We start from the raw sequence: 13,320 nt of genomic DNA, 5'->3' as shown, positions 1-13,320 counted from the left end.
TGGACCGTGTGCCGTTTTAAGCAAGGGAACTATACTGAAGTTATCGATTCTTAGGAGGGTTTTCATTGTGTACAGCATAAGTGTTCAAATCATACTGTTTGTTTGTTTATTATTCGTCATTTTCACCTGGATAGGGAGTGTCAAAGCATCCCGATTACTATATAACCAGAGTCTGGAACGGATGCACCGCAAAGCAAGCAAGCTGCTTTTCTGGTCATGGTTTCCGGCTATTCCTGCTGCTGCTATCATTGGAGCTATTGTCTGGATGCAGCAATCCATGGATCCGGTCTTCTGGCAAGACCGCGTGTTTATTCAAGCGCCCCTGGTAGTTCTGCCTATTTTGACCATATGGTTCGTATCAGTTCCTAAACTGATCAAATTGCGTTCCTTAACGAAGCAAAGCTTAGCCGAGCCTGGTGCAGCAATAGAGCCAACTATTTACCATAGAGCTGCTAGCCCTGGTCTCATTATTCCTTTTCAAATGACGGCTCTAGGCGCGTTAACCGCTTTATATTTCTCACTCGTGCCTCCGGTTCCATTTCGGTGGTTGGAAATCTCCATACCTCTGGCTGCCTTTGTACTCGCAACGGTTGGACTTTGGTGGAGACATCAGATTCGCTTCAAACAGGTAAGTAAAATGGAAATTTACGCCATTCCTACCTTTTGGAAACGCGCCTTAACGATGGTAGGTGTTATGGCTGTTGTGGCTGGATCTGTCTATTATCTGTTTACGTTGGCGATGAACAACAGTCAATTACCAGCGGAAATCGATATGGCGAGCGGAACACACGATTATGGCGGTCAGGCAGTAACGGCGAATAGGAGTCCGCATAATCACGGGATTGAGGGAATGAACGGCTCCTCTGCCAAAATGGTGTCTGTTGCTGACCTTACAGGTCCGCGCGAAGGGACGCCGGATCGCCATTTTACACTAACAGCTCAAAAAAAGACGGTCACACTTAGCTCTGGCAAAACCGTGGATGCTTGGACGTACAATGGGCAAATTCCAGGACCGGAACTGCGTATGAAAAAGGGAGAGCTAATCGAGGTCACTTTGATCAATGAGGATATCGAACATGGTGTTACTGCTCATTGGCATGGTTTGGATGTACCAAATGCCGAGGATGGCGTTGCTGGAGCCACGCAAAATGCCGTTATGGCGGGCGAAATCTACACATATCGCTTCCGTGCGGAGCAAGTGGGCACTTTCTGGTATCACTCCCATCAAGATTCACAAGAAGCAGTTAGCATGGGGCTTTTCGGAGCGTTAATCGTTGAACCGAAGGTGGAAACCCTGCAGCAAGTGAAGGACATCACGGTCATGACACATCGTTGGAAAGGCAATACATTCGCCATTGGCGCGTCAGATCAGTTAGAACGCATGACAATTGCTCCAGGGACGCCTGTCCGCATGAGACTTATTAACACGGACGATTGGGTGCAGCAAAAATATACCCTTGTCGGCACTCATTTTGAGGTGGCCGCGATTGATGGAACGGAACTGAATAAGCCAGGTGTATTGACCAATACGCATTTGGTTGTGGCTACAGGTGGTCGGAATGACATCACGTTCATCATGCCAGAGCGTCCTGTGTACCTGAATGTTGGCGGTAACCGCAGCAGCGGCATCTTGATGTCGCCGGATGGGAAGGGAGAAATTCCAGAGCTTCCTCAAACGGTCGCTTTCGATCCTCTTCAATATGGGGACCCGACTGCGACACCCTTTGATGCAAATAGCCGTTTTGACAGAAATTTCACCTTGATCTTGGATAATAAACTCGGGTTCTATAATCGTAATCTAGATTTCCTTTATACATTGAATGGCGAAGTATTCCCGAATACACCAATGCTAATGGTGAAAGAAGGCGATCTGGTCAAAACAACTATCGTTAACCGCGGAAACGTCGACCACCCGATGCACTTACACGGTCATCATGTGCTGGTGCTATCTCGCAATGGTAAGCCTTCCACGGGCAGCCCTTGGTGGTCCGATACGTTGGCTGTACTGCCAGGAGAAACTTATGAAGTGGCTTTCGTTGCAAATAATCCTGGACTATGGATGGATCATTGCCATAACCTCGTACATGCTGCAGCAGGAATGACAATGCACCTTATGTATGAAGGCGTTATGACGCCATTCTCAGTAGGAAGCGGTACGATCAATCATCCAGAATGATTGACTCTGTTTTCATAAAAGAGGGAGGGGATGTTAGGATAGGTAACATAGGCTGTTGACAAAATGACCTGTATCGGTTTACGCTAGAGGAAAGCAAGCGAGAACTGAATACTATCCATTTCGTATAACCTTAATAATTGGATTAAGGGTCTCTACTTAGAAACCGTAAATTTCTAGCTACGAAAAATGTGCGCATGTTTGGCATATTTTTCATGGCTAGTTTTTTTGTGTCCATTGCTTCATACAATACTAGGACTAGGAGGTTTTTAACGATGACAACCATTCTAATTAAAGATGCGCAAATTGTGACTATGAACCGCAATGGAGATATGATTACAGGGGATATTTTCATCGAAAACGACCGAATTACAGCAATTGGGCCGGATTTGAATCCTGCACAGGTGGATAAGGTGATTGACGCCAAGCACCGTACGATCATTCCAGGTTTCATTCAAACCCATATTCATTTATGCCAAACCCTATTCCGCGGTAAGGGAGACGATCTGGAATTAATGGATTGGTTGAAAAAGCGGATATGGCCGCTTGAAGCCTCGCATGACGAGGAATCGATCTATTATTCCGCCATGCTTGGGATCGGCGAACTGATTCAAAGCGGTACAACGACGATCGTCGATATGGAGACGGTGCATCACACCGACTTTGCTTTTCAAGCTATTGCAGAGAGCGGCATGCGCGCTTTATCCGGCAAGGTGATGATGGACAAAGGGGACGAGGTTCCTTTTGCTTTGCAAGAGAAGACCTCCGAATCGCTCAAGCAAAGTGTCGATTTATTGGAGAAATGGAACGGACACGACGATGGCCGCATCCAGTACGCGTTCTCTCCACGATTCGTCATATCGTGTACAGAAGAACTGCTGCGTGAGGTCCGCAGCCTATCGGAGCAGTACCAAGTGAAAGTGCACACGCACGCATCTGAGAATCTCGGCGAGATCGAAATTGTGCAGGCCGAGACTGGCATGCGCAATGTCGTCTATCTCGATCATCTCGGTTTGGCGAATGAGCGGCTTATTCTGGCGCACTGCATTTGGCTTGATGAGGAAGAGAAGCGCATCATCCATGAGCGGGGCGTGCATGTGAGCCATTGTCCCGGCTCTAACCTGAAGCTTGCTTCAGGCATTGCCGAGACGCCCGACATGCTGAAGCTCGATATCTCCGTCAGCCTAGGAGCAGATGGCGCGCCGTGCAATAATAATCTCGATATGTTTAACGAGATGCGTTTGGCTGCGCTTATCCAGAAGCCGATACACGGGCCGACGGCCATGAATGCGCAGACGGTCTTCCGCATGGCGACCATCGGGGGAGCCCGCGCTGTCGGCATGGAGAAGGAGATCGGCAGCCTCGAGGTCGGCAAGAAGGCCGACCTCGCCATTCTCGATCTCAACAATTTCCACACGTATCCGTCCTTCGACGTGGATCCGATCTCTCGCATCGTTTACTCAGCGACGCGAGCTGACGTAGAAACGACGATCATTAACGGTCGTATCGTCATGGAAAACCGTATCATGCGGACGATCGACAAGGACATCGTCCTGCCCGAAGCGAACCGCTCCATCCAGCGGCTGCTCAAGCGCGCCAACCTGCGCTAAGCGGCGGCTATCATACAAGCCTGCAATCCAACTAGCATTATGCTAGCTGGGCTGCGGGCTATTTTGCTTCGCCTTTTGCAGCATAATCAGCTAATTCCAACTAGTGGGGGGAGAGATCGTCAATCCTCTCACGAACCACTTTTTAGTCGGGGTTTCCGAAGGAAGCGAACCGCATCTATGTCGGAAATACGAGCACCATTACAGTGGTTCAAGACGGCATATGACCAAAAAGCCTCCAAACCCACGAGCGATCCGTGGACATGGAGGCTTTACTATAGGATCACTCGAATGAAGCACGAAGGTCGCTATTTTTCCGTTGAACAGACTTCATTAAATCGGCATTAACTTCTTTCTCATCCGCCATGCTAATCAACGCATGAACATCCTTCGGCAAGCATTTCCCGCCGTACCCGCGACTATCCTCATACACGAAGGTATGGCTGCGGCCGATTCTCGGGTCCTCGAGCCAAACTTCCCGAAGTTCATTGTAATCAATCCCGTGTGCTCCGGCAATATCATAAAACTCATTGCAAAACGACACTTTAAGCGCAAGGAAGCAATTCTCCATATACTTCGCCATTTCGGCTGTGCGGGCATCCGTCCGTCGGATTCTCACTTCTGCGTTGTACACTTGCTGATAGGCGCGGATCACATGGCTAACATCCTCAGATTCGCCTCCAAATGTAAGCCACGTCCGATGACGCAAATCCGAAAAGGGGTGATCAACGGTTTCTCCATAGTATTCCGGCTGGAACACGATTCTTTTCCCCGTTCGTTCCTTCATAGCGTCGGTGAACCCTACGGGAACAGTCGAGCGAATCACAATGACTTTAGCTGTCAGCCACGTAATCACTTCTTCAACAATGGACGTATCACATTTGCCGCTCGGGAGTGAGGGAGTCGGGACACAGACGAAGACGACATCGCTTTTGTTTACCTCCGCTTGACTGCCCACCTGCATAGGTGCATCATAAACCGCAGCGTTTGGAAACAAAGCGTGTATTGCCTTCCCAACATGACCGTATCCAACAATTCCTATGTTCATCGTCATTCAGTCCTCACTCCTTATGCTTAGCCGTTCGAAATTCCTACTGCAGCTATCACGCAGCCACTTTCTCTTCTTCTACCTGCTCCTGTTCATGACGCTTCTTCTGAACGGCAAGCAAGATGAATACCAAGAAGTAGTATCCCCAGTAACCGACGAATTCCTCCAGTGAAGGATTCTGCGTATAGCCTAGAAAAGCTTTAAAGAAAATGCCGACTTGGCCGTTAATAAGCGGCTCTTTACCCATGTCACGAAGATATTGCACACCATCAATTGGATGTTCCGGCATAAATCCCGTTATATTATATATTTCACCGATTTGGTGTCCCGCTGTCCGATATAAACTTCCAATAATACCCAAATCCTGCATGATTCCAATTGCTTGCACGAACAGACCCGCAGAAATCATCATGAGAAATACGCTTGTAATGCGGAAAAACGTACCTAACCGAATTTTCTTCGTCCCTTTGAAAAAAAGCAGGCCAATTACAACAGCCAGAATGAGTCCACCCAATGCTCCCCAGCTTTCGAGTGCTTTCTGTATGTTTCCTCCCGTAATTGCGGCAAAGAAGAAAACCGTCTCCACGCCTTCGCGCACAACGACTAAGAACGAGTGGACGACCATATTAATGGCGCCGCCAATGGTTAGAATATGTGCAACCTTGCTTTGAACCTTCCCTTGCAATTCGCTATTTTGTTTGCCCATAAACATAATCATATGTGTCAGCAGCCCGGAAGAGACGAGCATGATACCGATTTTCATGTAGTTTTGACTGCCCATACTGGCAAATCCGGTCAATAAAACCTGGAAAGCCAGAGCCAAGCCGTAACTAACGATCAAAGCCAAAAAAACACCAACCCATACCCATTTATGCCAGTGTACGGCATCAATACGAGTTAAATACGTAACGATTACACCAACAATGAGAATGGCCTCAAGCGCCTCACGAAACGTAATGAGAAATGCCTGCAAATCCATAATCTGCCCCCTGTTCTCTTCCTTGCTCCTCCATACTGAAAGACACTTGCACCTATGGGCACAAGTGTCTTCGCTATGAACGAAATGATTAACGAAGAATGATAATTTCACCATTTTGGTAGAATACACGTTTACCGAATAACTCAGCTACAGCACGCAATGGAATGAATGAGCTTCCGTTTTCGATAATAACGGGTTGATCCAATTTGACTTTGTCATTCACTTTACCATTCTCTACCACTTGATCGGATCCTAATGTAATTTCTGTTTTCTTACCATCTTTTGTGATGACAACTGTTTTCGTTGCATCTACCCATTCAACTTGAGCTTGAATCGCTTGTGCAATAACACGAACCGGCACCAATGTGCGATTGCTTTCTACGTTAATGAAAGGGGCATTCTCAGCTGTGAAAGCAGCTCCATCCACTTGATAATCCTTGCTGCCAATTTTCAAACTGGAACCATCTTTGCCAACCAGAAACTCTAGAACTTGGAAACCATACTCTTGTGCATTTGCAAGATCAGATGCATCTACAGCAGAGGAGAATTTCGTTGCCACTTCAAGAGCAGCCGCATACTTCTCTTTACCTAAGAAAACTTCTTGGCTAGCAAGGAACATGTTGCCTTCTGCCGCATATCCGCGTGCACCTTGCAGGTCCCCAGCTTCAAGCTTCGTAAATGCTTGCTTCACATATTCGGATACTTTACCGATCATTGTGCGGTGTAACGCATTTTGGATTTCATCTTTTTTGATTTTGCTTGCATCGCCGGATGCGAACGCATCTCTCACGAAGTTAGCATCTGCGATACTGCCGCCTCTGAGGTATGTGTATACCGGCATGTAGAGGAAGTAACCTTCTGTAATCGCTGCAGGTTGATCAGCAGGAGCCTTAGTAGCAATGCTTTCTGCGTATGTAAAAGTAGCGAGTGTGTAGTTTTTGATCAACGTTTTGTCTAAGAATTGACGGTGAACATTGAATTCATTCAAGTTATTCTCTTTAATATCTTTTTGGATAAGTTCAATCGTTGTTTTCAACAATGATTCCATATTCAAGCTATATTTGGCATCGCGTTTCACTACGTTTGGTTGCAGCGCGCCTTCATAGATTTGAACCGCTTTATCGAAGGCAGCTTTTGCTCCGGCAACATCACCTTTGGTCATAGCTGGACGTACTTGGTTGCTCATCAGATCGCGAAGTGCGAAGAAGAAATACCATTGCAAGCCTTTGTCTATAGCTTGTTTCGCTTGGCCAACTTGCAAATCGCCTTTAATCGCGCTGTCCAACACAAGAGTGATGTTCGCATCGATTTTAGGATCATCTGCTTTGATGTTCACATCAAGACGTTTTACATCCGTTTGGAATTTATCTACATATAATTTCTGAACATCAGCAAGTACCGTTTTGTCTGTAAAAAGTGCTTTAATATCCGTAAAAGATTGAAGTTTTGCTGCGATCGTTTGATCTTCTGTGATTTGGAATTTACTTTCTGCAAAAGCAACGGAAGTAACCGTAACCACGCTGGATAAAGCTAGTGAAACACTTAAAGCAACAGCTAAAAATTTACGCATAATAAGTTTCTCCTCTATTCATCTTATATTTTTATATTAACTATTAAATCCACTTTCTTTTACGCGCGAACCATACGCCCCCACCCAGTAGAACAATGACCCCTCCGATAACAGCTATGCTGATGAAAGGATTCGTTTTATCGGAACGCTCCATAGGTGCATGTGCGGACGCTTCTTTTGCCGAATCAGCTTGTTTAACATCTGAACCCGCTGCTTTAACGGGCGCTTCTACAGTCGCTGTAGGCTGAGCCGCATCCGTGGTTGGCGCTGGACTAGCACTAGCCGTCGCAGAAGGCTCAGACGACTTCGTCTCCACTGCAGCAGCGGCATCCGGTGCCTTTGATTCTGTCGGTTTAGCATCTTTAACCGGTGATACTGGTTGTTCTGTCTTGACCACTGCCTCGTTCTTAACCGGTGCAGTTGTTGCCTGCGGCTTGGGAACGGGGGTAGACTCACTTGGAGCAGCAGGTTTGACGTAAGCCGTATAAGGGAACAACGGTTTCACTTTACCGTAGATAAAGTTGACCTTTTCCTTAAATACCTCTGGCTGTACATCCTTCTTCCCTACTCCGAACAATCCAGGATTCCCTAGCGCTTCAAGCGCGGCTTCGAAAGCTTTATTAATTTCACTCGTACCCGCTCCCACATAAGGCTCTAATGTGTCAAAAGTCGCCTTAGCTTTGGCTAGCAAGAGTTTAGACTCTGCATAATCATCAATGCCTTTAGTAGCATAGGTGAATCGACGATCCAAGTTCATTACGAGGACAGCTTTGAAATTAGCAATGACTAATTTACTATCTTTGGCCTGGAAATTAGCATCAAGCGTGGCACCTATTCCTTCGCCGAAGTGCGATACGAGTTCTGCTCTTCTCTCCTTATAGGCGCCTTCCGCAGCGTTCCAATCGTTCGCCCCATCTCCAATACTGGATTGCACCAGTTTAAATGTTTCAGCGACATCTTCTGTATTGGCGTCACCATACGAATAGGCCAGCGCGGAGGACGGCAGGATAATCAATGCCGCTAGAACAAAAGTCATACCGGCTAGTAGCCATCGTTTCATATCTTCACCCCTGTTATGATTGTTTGGAATCTCGTTGTCATTGATAATGATAATCATTGTCCATATATGTGTCAACCATTTTTTTACTCAGCTGAAAAGAGGGACCCCATCTTAACGCACCCACTCATATAAAATGACGTGAGCATATGCCGGATCAAATAGAGCGTCCGACTTAAACTCAGCAAGCTGCTTAACATGCTCCTTCACCGATTTGCCTTGCTGCGCAAAGCCTTGAACGACATGATCGGTGAGGAGCACTCGCCGCTCGGAATTCGCCCCAGCCACCGCTTGAAAGTACTCGTACGTATAGATGCGCTGATGATCGTAGTCGGCCTGCAAGTACTGCAAGACTCTCGTTTCTTCCCATGTAAACAGCAGGAGAGGCCCCTGCAGGCTGCTTACATAGTCATGAAGCTGATAAACCGCTGGCTCTTCCACGGCCTGCCGTTTCTGAAGCTGAGCCCCGTAGACGACTTGAATGGTTATGAGGCTAATGAGGAGAGCGTACAGGCTCGTTGGCGCTATTCTCAATAGACGCGTCCTATGCGTGGATGTCCTTAATCCCTCTGCCGTTCGAATGATAAAAGCAAACATAAGTAGCAAAATCGGAGCAACGACAGGAGCGATATGACGCGGTTTCTCAATATTTTGACCAAAAAGAGCCCATAGGGTGTACAAAACGGCACAGCCAACGAGCCAGAAGATATATCGTCGATTCTCATTGCCTTGCACACTAACAGACACAAATCTCCGACCAATAAACGCTGCAACGACAATAATGACAAGCCATAAGCCAATGAAAACGGAACCGCCCAATAGGGCTGATCCTAGTAAATTGTGTCCAATGAGCTGGTAAATTCGTTCACCAAGCGGTATCGGGGTAGAGATAACACCGCCGCCCCATTCGGAGAAGTGTCCTTCAACGAAAGCAACAGACAGCTTCCAGAAGCCAGCTAGGGTTCCTTCGGAAAGCACCAACCCAGCTATCCAAAGCAGTTGAAACCACAGCGCAGTTAAGGCCGAGCACCCCAGTCTCAACCATCTCCGCCAACCTCTCGCACCGTACTGCCAAATTCCGTGCCAGAGCGGCACTAGCGCTAGACCGTATGGAAAGAAGGATAGGCGTGTACCCATAAGAAAGCCGAACATCAGCAGCACCAGACCATGGCGAAGCAGTGAACCAGGACGATCCATCGCAAAGCGGATACTCCAAAGAAACCACCACAATAAGGCCATACCCGCACACTCCGACATGGGACGTGAGGACATGAGCCAAATGTAGGGGCTGCTTAGTACGAGCGCAGGCAGTAAAAGACTTTTCATGCCGCTGCCCGTCAGACGGTTTGCCAGTAAAAACATCGGAAGCGCGGAGCTTAGAGCTGCTAGGGTATTGAAGACAGATAAAGCTTTGACGGGGTTATTCATCCACTGGTTAATAAACCATCCACCTAGAATAAAATAAGGATAACCCGGAAAATGAGGCTGCATAGCGAGTAGATCATACCTATGTAGAGCCAAAGTGAAATCGACCTCGTCCCACGTTCGCGCAAAGGGGCTGGCGTAGACAATACTCAGGCACGTTACTCCAGCAATAACCGCAGCTGCGAACAGCGCCAACCATATTGCATTAAGTCTCATACGCCCGCATCATCTCGATTCGTCTGTGGATTCACATTGCGCTTGGAGACAGGGCGTCTCATTTCTTTATAGATCGCCGGAAGAACGGAGGTTACATATTGTCTGAATTTAATGAAGGATTGACCCTTCGTACGCACTTGATAGGTGATCGGAATCTCCTCCAAGCAATATCCTTGGCGAACCAGATTCAACGTGAGCACCTGGGCATAGTTATAATCGTGGACAATAACGGCATTCTCCATTGCGCCGCGAGAAAATCCGCGCATCCCGGATTGGCCGTCATAAATCCATCTGCGCAGCAGAATCGCCTGCAGCAGTGTGAAGGTATAGTTGCCTAAACGGCGATGCAGCTTCATGCCTTGAATTTGCCCTTTGAAGCGTGAGCCAAAGGTGTAATCCGCGCGTCCGGCGATGATGGGCGCAAGGACATCGGGAATTTGCTCCGGCGGATACTCATTATCCGCATCAATCATGATGCCAATGTCGGCACCTAGCTGGCAGCATTGCTTCAGCCCTTCACGAACGGCAGCGCCGAGTCCTTTATTGTGCGGGAACGACACAATATGGTCGGCTCCCGCTTCCTCAGAGACGGCGACCGTGCGGTCCTTGGACCCGTCGTCAATCACCAGCACCTCCACCTCATAATGAGGGTGGAAATCTCTCGGAACGCGGGCAATAACCCCGCTAATATTCTCTTCTTCGTTATGCGCAGGCATAAAAACGATGATTTTCTTCTTAGTCATGATGCTTGATAGCCTCCGTTAGGACGGGTCCGCGACTATGGCTCGGGAATGGAGCTCCTAGTAGATAAGCTAAGGTCGGAGCCATGGATACGAGGGAATGTTTTTCATCAATGCGATGGCCAGCCTCAATGGTTGGTCCATGCAGGAAGAAAGGAACATAGCGCTCACCTTCGTCCAAATGGCCATGCCCGCCAATACCATCAGCTTGTCCGTGATCGGCACAAATGATGAGTGTCGTATTCTCCATCATGCCGCGCTCTTCAAGCCAGCCAACGAATTCTTCAATTAATTTATCGGCTTCTGCGATTTTTTGCGTATAATCGTCATATAAAACGCCTCGGCTGTGACCCGTTTGGTCAACACCAATCAATTGAGCAACGAGTAAATCAGGGTTTTGTTCGGCCATGATCTTCTTCGCCCGTTCGATAATATTACGATCTGCGACATCGTTATGCATCACAGCGGTCACACTCTCAACATCGTCTCCCATGGAGTCGATTAAGTGCGCTATGCCAAGCAGACGTCCTTTTTTCCCAACCTTACGGAGCGAATCAAAAATACTTTCAACCCGAATACCCAACCTCCAAACCATATTGGAGCGAATACCGTGCTCGCGCGGGTAAGTACCCGTGAACATCGAAGAGAAACATACCACGGTACGCGCAGGATACACGGTTTCCATTTGAGCATACTCCGTGCCTTCTGCTCTCAGTTTCTTCATAAATGGCGCGTCGGCTTCTTCAAAGCGCTCTTTGCGCATCCCGTCCACGACAATCACAATGACCTTCTTGTTCAGCGCTTGTCCGCCCGCTTGTACATCGCTTGAATCGCGTGTGTACGTAGGGATTTCGGCTGGTTTCCAGTCAAACAAATAACGGTGGAGAATGAAGCTGTATATCAGCAACCCGCCCGCAAATAGAAGCCCTTTACCCACATCAGCGGAAACGCCTGCCTCAAACTGACGGTAATAATGATTCCATACGAAAAGCAGCAGCAAGAACTTAGGCATCTGCTCCTGCGCATTGCCACTAGTTGAGTCACTATTTTTCAGAACAAGCTTCCAGAACCGTGTGAAATTCCACCAAGTCGTCCCAATTCGTAGATGATAGTAAAAAGTGCCCCAGAAATACACCGTAAAGAAGTAGAACAACCCGAGCGCTAGCAAATACAGCGAGAAATCAGACCGTTCCCAAATCAGCAGCGCAGCAATTAACGGCATCCATAAATAATTTCGCAAAAAAAGCGGAAAATCAAAGCAATAATAAAGCACAAAAAGAGGGAGGGTCACGAGCAGCCCCAAACCAGCGGCACTCCAAAAGTTAGGATCGGACCATACGCCGATATGATAGAGCAGAAAAACACCCACAACGAAAATCGGGGTAAACGGTTTCCCTTCATTGAGCAAATTCCAGCAGCGAGCTGCGACTATTTCAAACGATGAAGCTTTTTTCATATTAATCATCCTTCCGTGCGTTGCCATTCAATGATGGTTTTTTGTGACTCGTAAGCCGCCCAATCCAGGTTTTCATCTCGCGCCAACGTAAGGGTATTCGCACAAGTGAATACACCCCTAACGTATAAGCAAATAGAAATTTAAATGTATGCGACACAAGCGCCGCTCTATAAGCATCCTTACCATTCACACCCAGCAAGACAAGGGACCCGCTCATTGTACTCTCATAAGTACCTATCCCACCTGGGGTAATATGAAAAATTTGTCCAGCAATCGTCATACTATTCGCCCAAACGAGTGAGATTGTCCCTAGCTGCAAGCCGATCATGCGAGCTACAGCAAAGATAACACCAGCTTCTAGAATCCAACTTATCGCAATCAAGCCTATAATGATGGCCCCTTTTCTAGAGAGCATTTTAAGATGAAAATAAGCCGAATGCTTCGCTATGAACGGAATTTTGCGAATCACAGGCAGGTAATGCGCTGTTGCGAGAATCACCGTTCCCCCAGCCAACACCGTCACCCAGATCCATGAAGAGGGCAAACCTAACCGAATGATGCCAATTCCCCCGATTCCGGCAAGCACGAGCATATCAAGCAATCGCATGACCGCAACGGAATGGAACGCTTCTTCCCACGATTTTCCCCCATGCTTCATATATAAGCCAGCACGAACGCCATCTCCCGCTTTTACCGGAAGTAGATGATTGACGAGCAAGCTATAGCTAATGGCATGAAAATAAATGCTGAATCGAACCTCAGATCCTGTATAAATTCGCCAAGCCGCGGCCTTTAGAAGGAAGGAGAGCAGGTATACGACGAACATGAAGACCAACCATTGGGGTTGACGGAAAAGAAGCTCTACGTCACTGAGCCATTCCTTCGAATCAAACCATTGCCATGTTAAAAAAATAGAACAAACGATCAGAAGCATCGCCATGAAACGAACAATTTGTTTCTTTGTTGGCATATTTGTTGTGACCTTCTTTTAGTTAAGGGTACCTCAAACTAAATTAATGTGAGAATGAGAATCATGGTCAGTATAGGCG

10 protein-coding genes and 1 riboswitch are annotated in these 13,320 nt (G+C 47.4%); of the genes, 2 read left to right on the top strand and 8 right to left on the bottom strand.

From position 1 onward, the window contains the following. Positions 1-67: 67 nt before the first annotated feature. The gene (locus QFZ77_RS05610) at positions 68-2,176 is read left to right on the top strand and encodes a multicopper oxidase family protein (RefSeq protein WP_307437249.1); all 2,109 of its coding nucleotides are present in this window, start codon (positions 68-70) and stop codon (positions 2,174-2,176) included. A 100-nt stretch (positions 2,177-2,276) separates the two neighbouring features. Next, positions 2,277-2,376: riboswitch (purine riboswitch) on the top strand. A gap of 72 nt (positions 2,377-2,448) precedes the next feature. Further along, the gene (locus QFZ77_RS05605; RefSeq protein WP_307437246.1) at positions 2,449-3,783 is read left to right on the top strand and encodes a 5'-deoxyadenosine deaminase; all 1,335 of its coding nucleotides are present in this window, start codon (positions 2,449-2,451) and stop codon (positions 3,781-3,783) included. A gap of 280 nt (positions 3,784-4,063) precedes the next feature. On the opposite strand, the gene QFZ77_RS05600 is transcribed toward QFZ77_RS05605, so the two are convergent. The 8 genes from QFZ77_RS05600 to QFZ77_RS05565 form a co-directional block, all read right to left on the bottom strand. Continuing rightward, positions 4,064-4,834, bottom strand: coding sequence for a Rossmann-fold NAD(P)-binding domain-containing protein (locus tag QFZ77_RS05600; protein ID WP_307437244.1), 771 nt, complete (start codon positions 4,832-4,834; stop codon positions 4,064-4,066). A 49-nt stretch (positions 4,835-4,883) separates the two neighbouring features. Beyond that, on the bottom strand, positions 4,884-5,807 hold the full coding sequence (locus QFZ77_RS05595) for an FTR1 family iron permease (protein ID WP_307437241.1): 924 nt from the start codon (positions 5,805-5,807) through the stop codon (positions 4,884-4,886). An 88-nt stretch (positions 5,808-5,895) separates the two neighbouring features. After that, the gene (locus QFZ77_RS05590; protein ID WP_307437239.1) at positions 5,896-7,377 is read right to left on the bottom strand and encodes a copper amine oxidase N-terminal domain-containing protein; all 1,482 of its coding nucleotides are present in this window, start codon (positions 7,375-7,377) and stop codon (positions 5,896-5,898) included. Between the two features lie 43 nt (positions 7,378-7,420). Next, positions 7,421-8,437 carry a hypothetical protein gene (locus QFZ77_RS05585; protein WP_307437236.1) on the bottom strand — a complete coding sequence of 339 codons (1,017 nt, stop codon included), beginning with the start codon at positions 8,435-8,437 and terminating at the stop codon, positions 7,421-7,423. 111 nt (positions 8,438-8,548) lie between these two features. After that, the gene (locus QFZ77_RS05580) at positions 8,549-10,075 is read right to left on the bottom strand and encodes a nucleoporin-interacting protein (protein WP_307437234.1); all 1,527 of its coding nucleotides are present in this window, start codon (positions 10,073-10,075) and stop codon (positions 8,549-8,551) included. After that, complete coding sequence (locus tag QFZ77_RS05575; protein WP_307437231.1) at positions 10,072-10,818, bottom strand: glycosyltransferase family 2 protein; 747 nt, start codon at positions 10,816-10,818, stop codon at positions 10,072-10,074. The genes QFZ77_RS05580 and QFZ77_RS05575 overlap by 4 nt, the downstream gene beginning before the upstream one ends. Then, on the bottom strand, positions 10,811-12,271 hold the full coding sequence (locus QFZ77_RS05570) for an alkaline phosphatase family protein (protein ID WP_307437228.1): 1,461 nt from the start codon (positions 12,269-12,271) through the stop codon (positions 10,811-10,813). Before QFZ77_RS05570 ends, QFZ77_RS05575 begins: the two co-directional genes overlap by 8 nt. 1 nt (position 12,272) lies before the next feature. After that, positions 12,273-13,241, bottom strand: a complete 969-nt coding sequence (locus tag QFZ77_RS05565) for a lysylphosphatidylglycerol synthase transmembrane domain-containing protein (protein ID WP_307437227.1) — start codon at positions 13,239-13,241, stop codon at positions 12,273-12,275. Positions 13,242-13,320 lie beyond the last annotated feature (79 nt).

The organism is Paenibacillus sp. V4I3 (genome assembly GCF_030817215.1).
GTDB lineage: Bacteria > Bacillota > Bacilli > Paenibacillales > NBRC-103111 > Paenibacillus_E.
The sequence above is the reverse complement of the archived record's forward strand: the minus strand, read 5'-3'. Positions and strand labels throughout refer to the sequence as shown.